The 17,692-nt window shown below is 72.0% G+C and carries 18 protein-coding genes; 10 read left to right on the top strand and 8 right to left on the bottom strand.

Annotated features, from left to right (window positions below; all coding sequences use genetic code 11):
* Window positions 1-95: 95 nt before the first annotated feature.
* A complete protein-coding gene (locus EER30_RS14450; RefSeq protein ID WP_164842330.1) occupies window positions 96-533 on the bottom strand; it encodes a VOC family protein in 438 nt (145 codons plus the stop codon).
* A gap of 125 nt (window positions 534-658) precedes the next feature.
* Between EER30_RS14450 and EER30_RS14445 the strand changes: the two genes are divergently transcribed.
* Genes EER30_RS14445 through EER30_RS14425 form a run of 5 tightly spaced genes read left to right on the top strand, consistent with a single transcriptional unit; the run spans window position 659 to window position 3,621 of the window.
* Entirely contained in the window at window positions 659-877 is a 219-nt protein-coding gene (locus tag EER30_RS14445) for a hypothetical protein (protein WP_127500933.1), read from the top strand.
* 50 nt (window positions 878-927) lie between these two features.
* Window positions 928-1,779 carry a phosphotransferase gene (locus EER30_RS14440; protein WP_127500932.1) on the top strand — a complete coding sequence of 284 codons (852 nt, stop codon included), beginning with the start codon at window positions 928-930 and terminating at the stop codon, window positions 1,777-1,779.
* Between the two features lie 45 nt (window positions 1,780-1,824).
* Complete coding sequence (locus tag EER30_RS14435) at window positions 1,825-2,154, top strand: ArsR/SmtB family transcription factor (protein WP_164842329.1); 330 nt, start codon at window positions 1,825-1,827, stop codon at window positions 2,152-2,154.
* Window positions 2,154-2,813, top strand: a complete 660-nt coding sequence (locus EER30_RS14430; protein ID WP_127500930.1) for a cation efflux transmembrane domain-containing protein — start codon at window positions 2,154-2,156, stop codon at window positions 2,811-2,813. Before EER30_RS14435 ends, EER30_RS14430 begins: the two co-directional genes overlap by 1 nt.
* A gap of 25 nt (window positions 2,814-2,838) precedes the next feature.
* The gene (locus EER30_RS14425) at window positions 2,839-3,621 is read left to right on the top strand and encodes a lysophospholipid acyltransferase family protein (protein WP_127500929.1); all 783 of its coding nucleotides are present in this window, start codon (window positions 2,839-2,841) and stop codon (window positions 3,619-3,621) included.
* Here EER30_RS14425 and EER30_RS14420 read toward each other — a convergent pair whose 3' ends face one another.
* The 3 genes from EER30_RS14420 to EER30_RS14410 form a co-directional block, all read right to left on the bottom strand.
* Window positions 3,622-4,338 (bottom strand): hypothetical protein, encoded by a 717-nt coding sequence (locus EER30_RS14420; RefSeq protein WP_127500928.1) that lies wholly within the window; start codon window positions 4,336-4,338, stop codon window positions 3,622-3,624. It abuts the gene before it with no gap.
* 88 nt (window positions 4,339-4,426) lie between these two features.
* Window positions 4,427-4,741: a DMT family transporter gene (locus tag EER30_RS14415; protein ID WP_127500927.1), complete on the bottom strand. Its 315-nt coding sequence runs from the start codon at window positions 4,739-4,741 to the stop codon at window positions 4,427-4,429.
* A 92-nt stretch (window positions 4,742-4,833) separates the two neighbouring features.
* Window positions 4,834-5,550: a VOC family protein gene (locus tag EER30_RS14410; protein WP_127500926.1), complete on the bottom strand. Its 717-nt coding sequence runs from the start codon at window positions 5,548-5,550 to the stop codon at window positions 4,834-4,836.
* Window positions 5,551-5,619: 69 nt separating this feature from the next.
* On the opposite strand from EER30_RS14410, the gene EER30_RS14405 reads away from it, so the two are divergent.
* Together EER30_RS14405 and EER30_RS49940 are read left to right on the top strand one after the other, a co-directional pair.
* Entirely contained in the window at window positions 5,620-6,000 is a 381-nt protein-coding gene (locus tag EER30_RS14405; RefSeq protein ID WP_127500925.1) for a MerR family transcriptional regulator, read from the top strand.
* Between the two features lie 45 nt (window positions 6,001-6,045).
* A complete protein-coding gene (locus EER30_RS49940) occupies window positions 6,046-6,462 on the top strand; it encodes a GNAT family N-acetyltransferase (protein WP_127501161.1) in 417 nt (138 codons plus the stop codon).
* 51 nt (window positions 6,463-6,513) lie between these two features.
* Here EER30_RS49940 and EER30_RS14395 read toward each other — a convergent pair whose 3' ends face one another.
* The 4 genes from EER30_RS14395 to EER30_RS14380 form a co-directional block, all read right to left on the bottom strand.
* A complete protein-coding gene (locus EER30_RS14395) occupies window positions 6,514-7,425 on the bottom strand; it encodes a hypothetical protein (protein ID WP_127500924.1) in 912 nt (303 codons plus the stop codon).
* Complete coding sequence (locus EER30_RS47925; RefSeq protein ID WP_205650236.1) at window positions 7,416-11,318, bottom strand: eCIS core domain-containing protein; 3,903 nt, start codon at window positions 11,316-11,318, stop codon at window positions 7,416-7,418. The genes EER30_RS14395 and EER30_RS47925 overlap by 10 nt, the downstream gene beginning before the upstream one ends.
* 13 nt (window positions 11,319-11,331) lie before the next feature.
* Complete coding sequence (locus EER30_RS14385; RefSeq protein WP_127500923.1) at window positions 11,332-12,981, bottom strand: phytoene desaturase family protein; 1,650 nt, start codon at window positions 12,979-12,981, stop codon at window positions 11,332-11,334.
* A 95-nt stretch (window positions 12,982-13,076) separates the two neighbouring features.
* Window positions 13,077-14,273, bottom strand: a complete 1,197-nt coding sequence (locus EER30_RS14380) for a hypothetical protein (protein ID WP_127500922.1) — start codon at window positions 14,271-14,273, stop codon at window positions 13,077-13,079.
* A 123-nt stretch (window positions 14,274-14,396) separates the two neighbouring features.
* On the opposite strand from EER30_RS14380, the gene EER30_RS14375 reads away from it, so the two are divergent.
* The 3 genes from EER30_RS14375 to EER30_RS14365 are packed head-to-tail and all read left to right on the top strand — an operon-like array spanning window position 14,397 to window position 17,680.
* A complete protein-coding gene (locus EER30_RS14375; RefSeq protein ID WP_127500921.1) occupies window positions 14,397-14,996 on the top strand; it encodes a Pvc16 family protein in 600 nt (199 codons plus the stop codon).
* Window positions 14,993-15,820 (top strand): hypothetical protein, encoded by an 828-nt coding sequence (locus tag EER30_RS14370; RefSeq protein ID WP_127500920.1) that lies wholly within the window; start codon window positions 14,993-14,995, stop codon window positions 15,818-15,820. The genes EER30_RS14375 and EER30_RS14370 overlap by 4 nt, the downstream gene beginning before the upstream one ends.
* An 18-nt stretch (window positions 15,821-15,838) precedes the next feature.
* Window positions 15,839-17,680, top strand: a complete 1,842-nt coding sequence (locus tag EER30_RS14365) for a phage tail sheath family protein (RefSeq protein ID WP_127500919.1) — start codon at window positions 15,839-15,841, stop codon at window positions 17,678-17,680.
* Window positions 17,681-17,692 lie beyond the last annotated feature (12 nt).

Raw genomic sequence — 17,692 nt, 5'->3', positions numbered from 1 at the left:
TTCCTGCGACCTGCCGGTAGGCGGCGAACTGGTCCCCGGTCATCGGTTCGAGCCGCACGTATGCCACCCCAGCCCCGGCGACACAGTGGACGGAGTCAGCCGAAACTGAGCAGGGCGCCGCGTTCGTCGAAGCGGGCGGTACCGGCCCAGGCGATCTCCCACCGGTTGCCCTCGGGGTCGGCGACGTAGCCCGAGCGGCCACCCCACTCTCTGTCCACCGGGGACGCCACCACCCGCGCCCCGGCGGCCACCGCCGCGTCGAACGCCGTGTCGACCTGGTCGCGGCTGTCGACGTTGCAGGCCAGCGTCGTCCCCGACCACGCGCCCGGCGGCCCGGACGGGCCGGGCACCGCCTCGAGAGCGAGCTCGTCGAGCGGGAACACGGCCAGCAGCACCCCGCCGAGCAGGAAACCGGACCAGGAGTCGTCGCTGCCGGGGACCTCGGGCCAGCCCAGCGACCGGTAGAACGCGCGCAGGACACCGACGTCGCGGGCGCCGAGGGTCACGACCGACAGTCGTGCGGGGATCGTCATGGCAGCATCGTCCTCCGGGGGTGTGACAGTTTTGGACCTGCACGACGTCTACTGGATCGGGGGAGGCAGCGGCGCCGGCGTACGCGAAAGCGGTCTGGCTGTTGCCGACCCCCGAATTCCGCAGGATGGCGTTCGAGCGGCGCGGCTCGACGTGGCTGATCGCCGGGCGCACCAGCGACCCGCCGCGGGCCCTGGCCAACCTGCTCGAACGCGACCGGCTGTTCACCGACCGGCTGCGCGGCTGCGGGCGAGCCACGATCGATGTCGCACCGGGGATGAGCGAGGACGAACTGGCCCGCCGCGTCGAACAGGCACTGAGTCCGATGGGTGACACCAACGGGTGACGGCGGGGACTAAACTCGAGCGTTCCAGGCGCTAGGGGGCGGGGGCCGAGGTGACCGAAGCAGTCGACCGTGCCTGGCCGCGCACGGCCCGTCTGGACGCATTGCCGGTCATCGACCGCATCGCCGAGATCACCGGGGTGCGGCTCGAACTGGAGGGCCCGGCCCCGGGCGGGGAAGTGGGCGCCGCCTACGTGCGCTGGCCCGACGGGCGCCGTTCGGTGCTGACCGAGGGCCGCTCCCGCAGTGGCCGGCTGGTCGACCGGGCCCGCCAGGCCGGGGTGCCGACCGCCCGCCACGAGCTGGCCGCCCACGTCGACGGGGCCCGCGTCATCGTCCAGCAACGGCTGCCCGGCGCGCCGCCCGAGACCGTCGACGCCCACCTCGTACGGCAGATGCTCGCCCTCAACGACCGTCTCGCCGGGCTGCTGGCCGACGACCCCGCCCCGAAACCCGCCGACCTCTACCTGACCTCCGACGGGCCCGGGTTCTGCCTGCACGCCCCGCTGGCCGAGTACAGCCCGCGCAGCGCCGCCCTGCTCGAACGCGTCCATGCCGTCGGCGCGAGCGGGTCGGCGATGATCGGCGACGACCTGGTCCACATGGATTTCCACCCCGGCAACGTGCTCGTCGACGGCGGCCGCGTCACCGGCCTGATCGACTGGGACGGCGCCATCCGCGGCGACCGCTACTTCGACCTGGTCACGCTGCGGTTCATGCTGACCGGCCGCGACGAGTCCCTGCTCGCGCCGATCGATCGCCGCCTGGCCGCCCTGACCCCACGCTCCCGCGACACGTACTGGGCCCACATGAGCTTGCGCCTGGTCGACTGGTCCATCCGCCACCACGACGCCACCGCCGTCGACCACTGGCTCACCGTCGCCGAGTCGGGTTTGCCCGCCTAGAACCGGGCCTTCTGTCGGTACAGGATTCGCTGTACTGTCGCCGGGGTGGAGACGTTGACGCACGGGCAGGTCCTCGCGCGGTTCGGGCACGCACTGTCCGACCCGACCCGGGCTCGGCTGCTGCTGGCGCTGCGGGACGCACCCGGTTATCCGGCCGAACTGGCGACCCTGCTCGGCGTGACCCGGCAGAACCTGTCGAACCATCTCGCCTGCCTGCGCGGGTGCGGCCTGGTCGTGGCCGCGCCCGAGGGGCGGCGCACCCGCTACGAGCTGGCCGACACCCGGATCGGGCACGCGCTGGGCGACCTGCTCGGGCTGGTCCTGGCGGTCGACCCGGCCGCCTGTCCCGACTCGGACGCGAAAGGCTGCTGCTGATGACGTTGCCGGCCACCCGCCGTACGGTCCTCACACAGCGGATCCGGCTGCTGGTGGCCGCGACCATCACCTACAACGTGATCGAAGCGGTCGTCGCGATCAGCGCGGGCACGGCGGCCGGGTCGACCGCCCTGATCGGGTTCGGCCTCGACTCGGTCATCGAGGTCTCGTCGGCGGCCGCGGTCGCCTGGCAGTTCACCGGGCCCGACCCGCAGGCCCGCGAACGCACCGCGCTGCGCGTCATCGCCGTGTCGTTCTTCGCCCTGGCCGCCTACGTCAGCGTCGAATCCGTACGGGCCCTGGCCGGCGGCGCCGACGCCGAACACTCCAGCGTCGGTCTCGTGCTCGCCGCGGTGTCGCTCGCCGTCATGCCGGGACTGTCCTACGCGCAACGCCGCGCCGGCCGCGAACTCGGATCGCGCACCGCGGTCGCCGACTCGAAGCAGACCCTGCTGTGCACGTACCTCTCCGGGGTCCTGCTGGTGGGGCTGGCGTTGAACAGCCTGTTCGGCTGGTCCTGGGCCGACCCGATCGCCGCCCTGGTCATCGCCGCCGTCGCCGTCAAAGAGGGCCGCGAAGCCTGGCGCGGCGACACCTGCTGCACGCCGGCCGTCCCGGCGGCGAAGAACGGCTGCGTGGACGGCTGCTGCGACGATTGAGGGCCATGCGATTATTGGCGGCCTCATGGACACCATCCCCGTTACGCGAACCCCGCTCATGTGGCGGTTCATGCTCGCGCTCGCCCGCATCATCGTGTTCCCGCTGTGCCGTCTGCGCGTCTCCGGCGACATCCCGGCCGGCCTGCGCCGCGGCCCGCTGATCCTCGCGGCCAACCACGTCAGCCCGTTCGACCCGATCGTGATGACCGCCGCCTGCCACAAGGCCCGCATCGCCCCGCGCTTCCTGGCCACCGGCGGCATCTTCGACGCCCCCGTCGCCGGGGCGGCCATGCGCGCCGCCGGGCACATCCGCGTCGACCGCAACACCGCGCACGTCGCCGACGCCCTGCCCGCCGCCGCCCGCGCCCTCAAGGACGGGGCACTCGTTCTCGTCTACCCCGAGGGCCGCATCGGTCTGGACCCGTGGATGTGGCCCGAACGCGGCAAGACCGGCGTCGCCCGCATGGCCGCCCTCTCCGGCGCGCCCGTGCTGCCCGTCGCCCAGTGGGGAGCCCACGCCGTGCTGCCCTACGAGACGCCGAAACACCTGCTGCGCTCACTGGCCAGAGCCGTGCTGCGCCGCCCGGTCGTGCACGTGCGCTTCGGCGCGCCGATCGACCTGACCGGCGTGAGCGGCACCGCCGGCGCCCAAGCCATGCAGGCCACCCGGCTCATCATGGACGGCATCCACGACACGCTCGTGCCGCTGCGCCCCGACGAGCCGGAGCTGCCGCACTTCATCGACGTGACCCGCACAGCGGACCCGTCCCGAATGCGGCCGCGCCGGCCCCGGGTCACCCAGCCGTAACTAAGCCGTCTCGCCCAGCTCGGCCAGGCGCGCCTCGACCTCGGCCAGCTCGGCGCGCAGCCGGGCCGCCTGCTCCTCGGCGTCGGCGCGCTCGGCGGACAGAATGTGCTCGACCGCCTCCTGCACGCCGGGCACGTCGACCAGTTGCACCATGCGCAGCGCCTCGGCCGGACGGATCACATAGGGCTTCGCGAGGGTCTTGGCGCCCTGCGACGCCGCCACCGTCCACTCACCCTCGCCGTAGGCCAGCGTCACCGTCAACGACGGCGACGGTTTCGGCTTCGCCGCCCGGCCCGCAGCCTTACGAGGCCCAGGTGCCGTCGTCACGTCATCCCCACCCTTTCGCGGCGCCGGCGCGCCCGCCGCCTTATCTTCGCCGGTCGCCGGCTTCGCGTCGGCCTGCGACGCGCGCGGCGCCGGCTGATCGAGCACGAAGGCCGGCCCGGCCGCAGCCTCGGCCACCGGCGGCGGCGCGACCTTCTTGGCCACCGCGCCCCGCGGCGCCACCTGCAGATCGCCGGGGGAGAAGGGCAGCTCGTCACGCCCGAACCGCACCGTCACCCACTCGTCGGACTCGGCCGGGTCGCCGAGCCCGATCACCTGCCCGATCTGCCCGGCTATCTGGCCGGCCGCCTCGGTGAACTGCACCCGAGGCTTACGCCCCGCACCCAGCCCGTCCCGGATCACTTGAAGCTCGTCGGTGCTCAGCCCCGCCATCGTCCTGCCCTCCGCACGCCTTCGAACGTTTGTATGACTCTTCTACCAGGAGCCACCGACAATTCCGCACGCGGGGGACGTAAAAGGATCAGTGGAACAGCTTGAGGCCGACCACCCCGGCCACGACCAGCAGCAACGACAGAATCCGCAGCACACTGTGGGATTCGCCCAGGAACAGCATCCCGGCCAGGGCCGTACCGACCGCGCCGATGCCGACCCACACCGCATAGCCCGTACCGACGGGAATGCTCCTGAGGCTGTAACCGAGGCCGACCATGCTCGCCAGCAACGCCACCCCGAAGACCACGCTCGGGGTCAGGCGGGTGAAGCCCTGCGAGCGGCTCAGGGCGATCGCCCACACGGACTCGAGAACACCGGAGGCGACCAGAACGATCCAGGCCATGACGACGCACCACCCTCACGCGGTCGTCTTTGCCTGCCGGGTACGACACGTCCTCGTCCGGGACAGCCGCTCCTGCGGTGCCGGCCTCTACGTTAGCAAACGCTGGGCGACCGTCCAGTCACGCAATACATACGCCCGGCCGGGTCGCGCAACGTCGTCCACTGACCCTCGACCCGCCGCACCACCCGCGCGCCCAGCCCGACGTGCCGCCGCACCTCACGATCGACGTCGTCGCAGGCCAGATCGACGTGCATCCCCGCCCCACCCGACTCGACGCGCTGCATGAGCAGCTTCAACGGCATCCCGTCACCCCGCTCGAGATGCTCGAGCTCCGGCCGATGAGACGCCCGCCGCTGCCACCCGGTCAACGCCGACCAGAACCCCGCCTCACCATCAAAATCAGCCGACGGTACGTCGACACACACCTGATCCACGAGGCTCAACTGCCCGCCCGGCCACCGCACCGGCGCCGGCCGCCGCCGTTCACCGTGCCACGGCACCAGGCAGAAGACCGCGCCGGCGGGGGAGCGCAGCACCACCAGATCACCCTCGTCGAGCAGGACGACCGCGCCCAGCCCGACCGCCTCCCGCGCCGCCGAGGGCACCGACGAGACGTGCAGGTCGAGATGCGTACGCGGGGAAACCCCCGCCAGCACCTGAACCCGCAGGTAAGCGTCACCGTCGGCCGGCAGCAACGTCGCGAAATCGCCGCGCCGGGGCGACAGCGAACAGCCCGTCACCGCCAGCCAGAACCCCTCGACGTCACGCGACGGCGAATCAAGGAACGCGGTCACCCACCCGATCTGCATCCCACACTTCTACTACGCTAAACTTTGACGCTGACGTCAACGTCAAGCTCGAACCCCCGAGGAATCGTCATGCGCGTCGGAGAACTCAGCCGTACCACCGGCGTCAGCACCCGCGCCCTGCGCTACTACGACCAGCAGGGCCTGCTGCGAGCCACCCGCACCGCCAACGGCTACCGCGACTACGGCGATCAGGCCCCCGACGTCGTTTCCTTCATCCAGGACATGTTCCAGGCCGGGCTCCCGTCCGAGGTCATCCGCGACATCCTGCCCTGCGCCGTGCACGACGAGTCCTACGACGAGGACGACTGCGACGCCCTCATGGCCCGCGTCCAGGCCGTCCGCGACGAACTCCTGCGTCAGGAGGACCGCCTGCGCTCGCGCCGCGAAACCCTCGACGACTACCTCGGCAAGATCGCCGCAGGCGAACACGTCGGCAAACTCCCCGCATGAAAATCCGGCTCGCCGGCCCCGGCGACATCCCCGCCATCACCCGCCATCGGACACCAGACCTGGCCGCAGACGTACGCCTTCGCCGGCCCGGCCTACATCGAACACGGACTCGCCACCTGGTGGTCACCCGAAGCCGTCGAACGTAGCCTGCACGCCACCACGGTCCTGATCGCCGAGGACGGGACCCGCCCGCTGGGCACCGGCAACATCGACCTGCGGGGCCACGTTGCGATCATCTGGAAGCTGTACGTCGTCCCCGAAGCCCAGGGAACAGGCACCGGCTCCGCGCTGCTGACCGAACTGGTCGGCCAGGCCCCAGATCTTCCCGTACGACTTGAGTACACCGACGGCAACCATCGAGCGGCCCGCTTCTACGCCGCCCACGGCTTCGCCGAAGTCGCCCGTGAACCCGCAGGCCGGCCCGGCTGGCCCGACACGGTCTGGCTGGAACGCACGCCTTGAGCCCACGGCGCGGCCGTCGCACCGGCGGTTCCGCTCCGACGTCGCGGGCGTTCAGTCCAGGCCGGTCTCGACGATTGCCGGGGTCAGGCCGTCGTCGCGGCGCCAGACGATGCGGCACCAGCCGGCGTCCAGCCGGGCGAAGACCTCACCAGACGGGCCTTCGAGCGACGGCGCGTCCCGCAGCGCACGCTCGCACGCGCCGAGCCAGTCGTACGCGTCGAAGCCCGGCGGCGCCGACGGGTGCCGGAACCAGTCGATCGAGACCGGCGCGCCCAGGATCGGCTGCCAGCGGGCGTCGTCGATGTGCCGGCGGCGCTGCTCGCTGCGCAGGTAGCGGTGCATGTCGCGGGCCGCGTTCGCATACCCGAGCAGCGTGGGCAGGCCCCACCCGCGCAGGTAGGCGGCGCGTTCGTCCCACCACGCGTCGGCGAAGATGCCGTGCCGTTCGAGCGCGCGCATCAGCTCCGGACGCTCGGCCGGGTCGTCGCGGCGCGCCATCCGCTCCAGCGGGCGCAACTGCTCGTCCTCGCCCGGTGCGGGCTCGCGCCATTGCGGCTCGGCCCGGAAGAACCACGGCCCGGGCGGTTTGGCCGCTTGGGCGCGCAGCCGCGCCAGCTCGCCGGCCAGGGCGACCAGCACCGTACGGGGCACCGCCAGCCGTTCGGGCAGGAAACCGATCGAGATCACCCACGGGTCGTCGCCGAGCGGCCCGCCGGACAGCTCCCGCCATCGTGCGTCCAGTGTGGGGCGTTGCTCGTCGTCGTCCTCCAGCGGGTAGATCGCCACCTCGGGCCCGCCGAGCGGCTGCCCGGCCGCGACCGCGTCGGTCAGGGCGATCGCGCCGGTCGCGCCGAGGTTCAGCGCCCACGCGAGCGGCTCGGTGCGCGGGTCGTCCTTGCTGACCAGCGGACCCATCGGTGTCGGGTAGAGCGGCAGCGTGACGCCGGCGGCGGTCAGAACCATGACGCGTCCACGAAGGCCGTACGCAGCCGCCAGTAGGCCGGCGTGGTCGAGGTGGCCGCGACGTAGTCGAAGAAGCCGGAGAAGTCGACCCCGGACGTGGAGATCGCCGCCGGGTTGGTGCCGGCCAGACCGCGTCCGAACTCGTTGGTCGTCGTGGCGGCGGTCGGGTTCGCGTGCCGCCACGCCCCCCACGCGTCCTCGGTCTCGCGAAGCAGCACGGGCAGGCTGTCACCGGTCGTCTTCGGCGAGGTCGACGGCGTCCAGTCGCCGGCGTTGAACCGGCTGCCGCCGGGCCGCAGCGCCCGGCTGGTCGGCGGCGGGACGGTGGTGCTCTTCCAGATCCACTGCCGGTAGTGGCGGAACGTCGTGCCGGCGGCGGGCTTCACCTGCAGCTGCTCGAAGCCCCAGCGCGGATTGGCCTTGGCGAACGCCTCGAGCTCGGCCGTCACATGGCAACCGTTGATGCCCCGGTTGACGAAATCGGTGCCGGTGCGGCCCTCGCCGACGAGCAAGTGGCGGACGAAGGCCTCGTCGACGCGGGTGACCGCGCGCGCGGAAGCTCCCGTGGCCGACATCGTCGCCGTCGCTTGGAGCTCACCGACCGCCGCCCGCGCCTCGATCCGTTTGACCAGCGCCTCGTCGACGCCGGCCTTGCGCAGCGCGGTGGCCCTGTCCTGCAGCATGGCCGGGGTGTCGAGGCCCATCTCGCGCATCAGCGCGTCGATCTGCTTCTCGCGCAGGGCCCGGCCCTGGGTGCTGCCGGGAATGCTCTCCAGCCGCTGCAGATCTTTCATCAGGCTCTTCAGCTCTTCGGCGGTCGCCGCGTCGTGCGCCGCCACCGGGACCGCGCGGCCGGTGGTGGTGCGGGTCGCCGAGGCCGGCTGGAAATAGGCGGCCTGGGTCTCGCGGGCGATGTCGCCGGGCCGCGCGGTGGGCCGGCGGTGGACCAGATCGGCGATCTCGTCGAGCTCGTGCCCGCCCGCGAAGCGCAGGTCGCCGGGGTGCAGGCCCTGGTCGAACTCGACGATCGCCTTCCAGCCGGTCTTGTCGCGGCTGACCAGCAGGCGGGCCGGGCCGCTCTGCGCGCCGTGCGGCCCGGGAGCCAGGGCGGTGGTCGGCCGTGCGCGCATGCTGACCTGGACCACTTCGGTGCCGCCGCTCTTGGTGGGGACGGTGAGGGAATACCCTATCTCGTCAGCCGCCCCGGCCGCGGCGGCGTTCTTGGTCAGCGTGGCGCCACGCAGTCGCGGCACGGCCAGCAACTCGTCGTCGACGAGCTTCTCCAGGCTCTTGCCGGGGCCACCGACCAGTTGCAGCTTCGTGGGATGGACCCGGTAGACCGACGTGCCGCGCACGGCGCCGGCGACCATGCCCTCCTCGCGCAGCGCGAGCATCGTCGCGTTGACGATCTCGTCCTCGGTCAGGGCCACGCCCCGCGCGCGCAGCCGCTTGGCCAGCGCGCGCACCTCACTCTCGACCGCCGTGGCCTCACCGCGCAGGGCGCTGGAGACCGCCCTCCCCAGCCCTTTGATCATGAAGACGGACAGCACCGCGTTGATGCCGAGGTTCAGCCACGCGTAGTGGAGGAACCGCCACTCGGGTGCCACGTCGGACAGCCGCGTCTCCTGGTTGAGACCCGACCCGTACAACTCCTCGGTCTGCTTGAGGCGGCCCTGCGTGTCGACGACGTCGTAGATAGCGGTGCCCAGGCCCAGCCCCGCCCCGGCGATGCCGGCGTACAGGGCGAGGCTGCCGCCGCCGGTGAAGACGGCCGCCCCCAGAGCGACGATCAGCGCGGCGACGTTGAGGATCTCCAGGAAGTCGCGGACCTTCCGCGCATCCTTCTTCTCTCTCGCCACCCGCGCGTCGACCACACCGGCCCAGGCCTTCTGCGCCTCGCTGCCGGGCGGGTCGTCGACACCGAACAGCAATTTCGTACGGGCGACGACCTTCTCGATCATCCAGACGTTCAGTTCGCCGCTGATCAGGTCGCCGCGGACCTTCTCGACGTTGCCGAGGATCCGGGCCAGGGCCACGTCGCGGATCCGGTCGAACGCCGCCGCGTCGCGGATCTTGGTGAGTTCGGTCAGCCCGCTGTCGGTGAGCCCGCCCAGCAGGGGCAGGGCGCTCTCGAGCTCCTGCTGGGCCTTCTTGACGTGGTCGCGTTCGGGCGTGAGCCGCTGTACCTTGCGTTGCGCTTGCCGGATGCGTTCGTTCTCGCGTTCGACCCGCTCCCACGCCCCGGCCGGGCCCTTCAGATCGAGCGGATGACGGCCGATGACGATGTGCGGGCCGCGGATGAACTCGGTCTCCTTGTCGATCTGCCGCTGCAGCCGCGCGATCTCCTCACGGAACTTGACGTCCATCGGCGCGCCGAGCAGGTGGAGCATGATCTGCACCCGCCGGTCGTACTCGCGGCGCAGCGACTCCTCACCGGCGTCGGCACCGACCCGCCGGGCGCTTTCCTCCAGCGCCGGACGCGCCTGGGCGTACGGGAGAATCGCGATCGCGGGCAGCGTCCTGCCGTCCTTGTCGCGCAGGTACTTCCCGCGTACGTCGTTCAGCGCGGCGACGATCCGGTCGGTCTCGGCCTGGATCTGTGCCGGGGGCGCGCCGCCGCCCTCCGTACGCGACAGCACCCGTACGATCTGCCCCTCGCTCTCGCGCAGCATCGTCAGCGCCACCTCGCGGGCCCGCGTGCCGAACAACGCGAGCACCTCGTCGGGGGCGGCCGTGGTGCCCTGCTTGATCGACGCGGCCTGCGTCTCGACGAGCGCCGCCAGCACGGGGTCGGCCTCGTCCAGGCCGCCGACCACGGCCGGGGCGTGGATCAGCCGGATCAGTTCCCGGTACTGCGCGTCCGTGCCCTTCGCCTTGACGATCGCCTGGACGGCGTGCAGCCGGTTGCCGTAGTTCGGGCTGTAGGTGCGGGTCAGCGCCAGCAGCGCCGGTTTGAGATCGTCAGGGCCGGCCGTACGCACCGCCTGCAGTGCGGCCTCGATGACCGGCGGGGTCACCGTTGCCGTGGTGGCCAGGGCGATCAGGTCGTCGAAGAGTTTGCGGCCGGTGACGCCGATCCGGATCGCCTGATCACCCTGCAGCGGGTCGGCGCCCAGCAGCCGCTGCGACTCCCAGTAGTCCGCCGTCGGCAGGTCGGCCAGCAGGTGCTGTAACGCGAGGAACTTGTTGCCGTGCCGTTCGTCCGGCACCAGCCGCAGCCGCTGAGCCACCTCGACGCCGTCGGCCGCGCCGCCCTGCAGGAAGAAGAACGCCTTCGCGGCGTCCCCGTCGGACAGGGCGGAGCTGACCGCGCTGGTGACCGCGTCGGGCCCGGTCGGGAAGCCGACGTCGACGTCGTTGGGGTCGAACGTGTTCGACACGCCGCAGCGGCGCAGGCTCAGCCCGAAACGCCCGCCGGTCCGCGCCGGGCCGTTCCCCAGGACGGCGTCGGCCGCGGCCCGGTTGCTTGCGCGTTCCCCGGCGGCGTGATCGAGGCTCGTCGGCTGACCGGTGTGGGCGAGCTCGTGGGCCAGCAGCAGCTCACCGCGGGGTGTGCCGGGCCGGTACTCGCCGGCCCCGAATCCGATGTGCGGGCCCACGGAGAACGCCCGGGCCCCGATCGAGGCGGCGACCCCGGCGGTACGGGTATCGGTGTGCAGCCGCACGTCGCCCGAGCCGGGAGCGAGCCGCGCGGCCGTACCCGAATCGAGCGGGACGCCCGGCCCGAGCTGACCGAGGACGGCGGCGGCGTCGGCCGGAACCTGCTCGCCGGCCCGCACCACGTGGGAGAGCTCGTGGGCCAGCCGGCGCCCGTCGCCTCGCACCTGCCCCGGGTCCGCGTCGACCTGCGGTTCCGCGGCGGCCAGCGTCCGGGATTCGGCGTGTCCCTTCATGACGCCGGCAGGGTCACCTTCGCCCGAGCGCGGTGCGGCGCATCATGCGCCCCACGGCGGCGCGGGCGCGACCGGCGTTGCCGGGAGTGGCGAGCAGTTTCTGCGCGACCAGGTGTCCCGACGCGCCACCGAGCCCGGCGCCCGGGTGGGTGCTGGCGCCGATGTGCCACAGGTCGGCGATCGCGGTCCGGTGGCTGCTCGCCTGCGGGAACGGACGCCACAGGAAGTTCTGGTCCAGTTGCGAGTCACCACCGTACGGGTCTCCGTACAGGGCGTTGCTGTTGTAGGCGTTCAGCGCCTTCGGCGTGATCACGTCGACGTGCAGCACCGACTCGTGCAGGCCGCGCACGTGCGGGGCCAGCCGGTCCAGCACCCGGTCGGCGTACTTGTGCCCCAGCTCCGGGGTCCAGCCGTGCGAGACGTCGAGCTCGTCGCGGGCGTCACCGAGCGGCTTGTACGGCACCTCGTGCAGCTGGATCCACAACGCGCCGGCACCCTCGGGCACCCGGGAGCTGTCGAGAATGTGCTGCTGGCCGACGACGACCGTCGGGCGTGACGGGAGCAGACCCGCCTCGGCCTCGGCACACGCGATGGCCGTCGTGGAGCTTCCGTCGGACAGGTGGATGATCGGGGTCGCGTTGAGGCGGGCGTCCTTCCAGTCCAGCGGGGCGTCCAGGGCGACGTGCACCTGCATCGCCGCGCGCCCGTACCGGAAGCGTTGCGCGCCGTACCGGATGTCCTGGCTGACCGCGTCCGGCGGCAGCAGCTTGCCGTACAACGCGGTCGGCGTGACCGACGCCAGCACGGCCGAGTCGGCCCCGATCAGGTCGTTGTTGATGATCACGCCGACGGCCCGGCCGTCCTCGAGCGCGATCCGGTCGGCGGCGACCCCCGTGATGATCCGTACGTCGAGCGACTCCAGCAGGGACCGGAAGGCCTGCACCAGCCGGGCCGAGCCACCCACGGCCACCGGCACACCGGCGGAGTGCAGGTTCGCCGCGAACACCGGGATGACGAAGCCGCCCGACGCGTGATCGGGTGACAGGCCGGCGTGCAACAGCCACGGTACGAACAGCCGGTCGACCTCCGGGCCCAGGAACTCGCGGCGGCACCAGGACCGGCCGCTGGTGGCCAGGTCACGCAGCCAGCTCTCCGAACCGGACACGCCGGTGGCCCGCAGCATCGTCAGCATCGCCTGCGTGGTGGCCAGCGAACGGAACTCGTTGCTCATGACGGTGCCGATGCCCTGGCCGTTGTCCATGACCCGTTTGACGTGCCGACGGTAGGTGCGGGCGTCCTCGGCGTGCTCGAATGTCGCCGCGGTCTTGCGGGGGCTGCGGTAGGCCAGCGTGACCTCGCCGTCGCCGGTGACGCTCGCGCACACCTCGCTGTCCGAGTTGACGTACTCGAGGCCGCATTCGCGCAGCTCCTCGCCGAGCACGGCGTAGGCACCGCCGGAGACGAACTGCGAATGCCAGGACGAGTACGTGTCGTGCAGATATCCGGGCCGGGTGCGTTCCTCGGTGGCGATGAAACCGCCGATCTCGCGGTTGCGCTCGATCAGGGCCACGGTCCAGCCGGCCAGCGCGAGCTCGGCCGCCGCCACCATCCCGTTGATCCCCGCACCGATCACGACGGCGTCGAAGCTTGCGGTCCTGGTCATGTCAGCTCCTCGTGGGTGTCGTTCAGTCCCGGGTACGCCGCCCGAGCGCGCGGCCCAGCCGGCGCAGGACGGCCGTCCACCACCCGGGCGGCCGGTCAGTCGCCGGAACGCCCGGTGTCACGGTCGGGGTAGCGATTCCGGTCCCGGTCGTAACCACCTCCGCCCGGCGGCTCGTCGCCGTCGTACTTGTAGCCGGGCGGAGGTTCCTTGCCCTCCTCGTATTCGCGGAACGGCGGCTGGTTGTCCGGGTAGCCGCCGCCGGGCGGTTCGGGCGGGCGCGGGTAGGTGGGCTCGGGGTTGTCGCCGCCGGGCTGGTACTTCGGCTTCTCCGGCTCCGGATAGCCGGGCCGCTCGGGCTTGTCGTAACCAGGCCGATCCGGCTTGTCATAACCGGGCCGATCCGGCTTGTCGTAGCCGTCGTCCGGGCGCGGGGCGCAGATCCGCAGGTACTCGGCCATCACCTCGTCGACCGTGTTCTCCCGCAGCCGCCGGCATCCTTCCTCGACCGACGCCTGGTAGCACGCGTGCACGGCCGCCACCCCGGTGAGGATCGCGATCGCTGTGTGCCCTTTCAGCTGACACGTCAGCGCGCAGCACAGACAGTCGACGTACGCGTTGGTGTGCTCGAAACCGCGCCAGACCGCCGACAACTTGCGCCGCGCGACCAGCGCCCGGGCGTACAGCTGCTTGAAATCGGTCGTCTTCGCGTCACCGGCCATCGCCGCCGCGATCGCGGCCACCTCGGTCTTGAGCGCGGCGACCCGGGTCGCCAGCTCGGTGGGCTCCTTGATCAGGTCGGCGAACGCCTTCTCGGCGGCCTCGGTGCGGCGCTGGATGTCGGCTTTGCGGGCCGGCACGTCCTCGGGCCGGCAGTCCTTGACGTCGTCGTCGAAGTCGCAGTCGTCGGTGAAGTAGCAGCCGCTGGTCTCGCCGCACTTGCGCAGCCGGTCGACGACCGCGTCCCAGGCCCGGTCCAGGCAGTCCACCTCAAGCCGGTCGTTGATCAGGCACTTGAGCTGGTCGATGACCGCGGTCAGCTGATGGCGGGTCTCGGCGACGATCGGGGCCGCGGTGGTGCGCGCCTTGCCGTACGCGGACCGGGCGGCGTCGTACGCGGCTCTGGCCTGGGTCAGCGCGTCGATGTGGGCGGCGTTGTAGGCGGCCTGAGCGGCGACACCCTGGGCCTTGCACTTGAGGTCGTCGAGCAGTCGCGGGTTGCACTCCGGCGTGGGTGCCGGACGCCGCGCCGCCGCTTGCCCGGTCGTATCGTTCGCGTTCGCAGGGCTGGTCATCGCTCCTCCATCCGTGGCAACACGCGGATTGTCGGAGCCCCCCTGTCACCGCAGCGTTGCCCGCGGCGAGGAGGCCCGCGGACGGCGACGCTGCGGTGACGAGCCGCGCCGACGATCGGCGCCATGGCCGGTTACCAGGCGTTGGCAGAGGTGGGGCGAAGCATCGTCGCGCTGCTCAACCGCGGGTTCGACGAGGCGCTGCCGGCCCCGCAGCGCCGGCCCAACGCGGTGCTCGCCGGAACCGCCGACTTCGACGCGGTCAACAGCGCCTCCGACGCGGTGATCCAGTACCCGGCGGTGTCGGTGTACTGCTACCGCATCTGTGTCGACCGTGAGACCCGTCCCGGGTATTCGGCGATGGCCGCCGAGGACGGCATCCCGCGCATCCCGTTGCGTATGCACCTGCTGATCGCCGCGTGGGACCAGTTCGTCGAGTCCGAACTGGAGTGGCTCGGCCTGGCGATCCGCACCCTGGAGAGCCACCCGGTGCTCACCGGGCCCCTGCTGCACGGCACCGGCGTGTGGGGTGCGGCCGACTCGCTGCAGGTGGTGCCGGACGAGCTGGCCCTGGACTCGATGAGCGAGGCGTTCCAGGCACTGACCACCGACTACCGGCTGAGTCTTCCGTACGTCGCCCGGGTCATCCGCATCGACGGGCTGCGCCGGCCCACCGACGAGGCGGTCGCCACGGTCGCCTCCGGGCTGCAGGGCGTGCTGCCGTGAGCGTCGACCCCGCCGCCGGGCTGCGTGTGCTGCATCGTCTCGCCCTCGGGGTCGAGCCGTTCGACGCGATGACCGGCGCCCGGGCCGGGAGCGCCGTCCGCGTGGGCCGCGAGGTGACCACGCGCCCGCGCCGGCGCCGGCCCGCCTCGGTGCTCGACCTGGTGACCGCACGCCCGACGCTCGAGCTGGAGGGTTCGGGCAACGGACGGTTCAAGCTGCGGCACCAGCCGGGTGTCGGTGATCGGGTGCTGCTGCGCGTCGACGACCCCGGCCGGCGCTGGGTGCCGCGGCGCTTCGACGTCGAACTGTGGACGTCCGCCGACGCCGGCCCGGCGATCCCGGTCGCGGCCCGCACCCTGCAGCCGCGGCTGTTGCCCGGCGCCGCCTGGAACCCGCCGCGCGGATCGACCTGCGTACGGGGCCGGGTGAGCTGGGCGGGACGGCCGGTGCGGTGGCCCCGGCTGGTGGCCACCGAGGGCGACGCGAACGTCGGCTGGGCGCACGGCGACGAGAACGGCGAGTTCCTGCTCGTGGTCACCGGCCTGGGCACCGCGATAGGGCCGTTGCCGGACACGCTGAACCTGGATCTGATCGTGCAGATCCCCGACCCGGCCGCCCCCGCCGACCCGCACGACCCGGTGGCCGACCTCGTGGTCGAGCCGATCGACAGAGCCCTGAGCCAACCGGCCCCGGGAACGGCGGCCCACGAGGTGCTGATCGGCCGGGCCGCCCCGGCCGGCTACTTCGTGTCGTCCGTGCCGTTCCCGGTGACCGTCGTCGTGGGCGAGACGCTCGCCCGTCTCGACGTGCCGTTCAACCCGTGACCGAGGAGGTCCACCACCATGCCCGAGTACCTGACTCCCGGCGTCTACGTCGAGGAGACCAGTTTTCGGTCGCGGTCCATCGAGGGGGTGCCGACGAGCACCTGCGGCATGGCCGGAGCCACCCGGTACGGCCCGGTGCCCTACCAGCTCGACGGTCTGGCCATGGTTCCCGAGCCGGTGCTGGTGACCAGCTACACCGAGTTCGAGCGGGCGTTCGGCGACCTCGACCCGCTGTTCGGTGACGTGTCGACGCCGAACTACCTGGGCCTGTCGGCCCGCGCGTTCTTCGCCAACGGCGGCCGCCGCCTCTACATCTCCCGGGTGTTCCCGCGCGACGAGAACGGCAACATCGCGGCGGACAACTTCGCCGCGCTGGGTGTGCCGGTCGCGGCGCCGGCCCCGGTCGTGCGGTGGCGGGCCCGGTGGCCGGGCGCCTCGGGCGGCGAGATCACCGTGCAGGTCGCGCTGCAGCGCAGCAAGAACCTGATCGTGCGTGACCGGCTCGGCCGGGCGCAGGTGTCGGGCGCCCAGCCGGGATGGCTCGTCGAGGTCGTGCCCGCCATCAACGAGTCGCAGCCTCCGGCCGCCGGGGACCTGCGGGTGCTCGCCCGGGCCGCGGACGGCACGTGGGTCTACCGCGGTGACGCCGGCGACGAGCCGATCACCGACGGGCGGCAGGCCTCGCACCTGCGGATCTCGGTCACCGTGTCGATGGGGGAGCGCACCGACGTCTACACCGAGCTCGAGCTCGGCCCCGACCATCCCCGCTCGGTCTACAACGTGCTGAACGCGGAGGACCCGGCCGACGAGTTCGCGCTGGTCTGGCTCGAACGCGTGCCCGGCCCCGACAACCAGCCGCCGTCGGCGGCCGCGGCGCTGGCCGCCCTGCTCACGCTGACCCAGCCGACGTTCCTGGCCGGGGGCGGCGACGGGCCGGGCCTGACCCCGGGCGACGTCGCCGGCCGGGTCGCCGACCCGGACGACCTGCGGCGCCCGGCCACCGGCCTGAACGCGCTCGGGGAGATCGAGGACATCGCCATCGTCGCGGTGCCCGACACCGTACGGTTCACCGACGAGGACGAGCAGAAGACCGTGGTCGACAGCCTGATCGAGCACTGCTCGTCGCTGCGGTACCGGATCGGGATCGTCGACCCGCCCGCGCAGAGCTCGATCTCGCAGGTGCGCCAGTTCCGGTCGCGGTTCGACACCACGTACGCGGCCCTGTACTACCCGTGGGTGGAGATCGTCGACCCGACCCGGCGCCCGGACCCGGGTTCGCCGCCGTCCAAACTGCTGATCCCGCCCTCGGGCTATGTCGCCGGGATCTATGCCCGCAGCGACATCGAACGCGGCGTGCACAAGGCCCCGGCCAACGAGGTGGTTCTCGGTATCACCCGGTTCGAGACGAACGTGACCTTCCAGCGGCAGGCCGTGCTCAACCCGGAGGGCATCAACGCGCTGCGCTTCTTCGAGGGCCGCAGCAACCGGGTCTGGGGCGCGCGGACGATGAGCTCCGACCCGGAATGGAAGTACGTCAACGTACGCCGCCTGTTCATCTATCTCGAGCGTTCCATCGACCGGTCGACCCAGTGGGCGGTGTTCGAGCCGAACAACGAGCGCCTGTGGGCCTCGATCCGGCAGACCATCGAGGACTTCCTGCTGGTCACCTGGCGCAGCGGCGCGCTGATGGGCAACCGGCCCGAGGAGGCGTACTTCGTGCGCTGCGACCGCACCACGATGACCCAGAACGACCTGGACAACGGCCGGCTGATCTGCCTGATCGGGGTGGCGCCGACCTATCCGGCCGAGTTCGTGATCTTCCGCATCGGCCAGTGGACCGCCGACGCGAACCGTGCCTGAGGCCTGGAGGTA

Source organism: Actinoplanes solisilvae, from assembly GCF_003999975.1.
GTDB classification, from domain to species: Bacteria; Actinomycetota; Actinomycetes; order Mycobacteriales; family Micromonosporaceae; genus Actinoplanes; species Actinoplanes solisilvae.
This window is presented reverse-complemented; position numbering and strand designations above follow the sequence as displayed.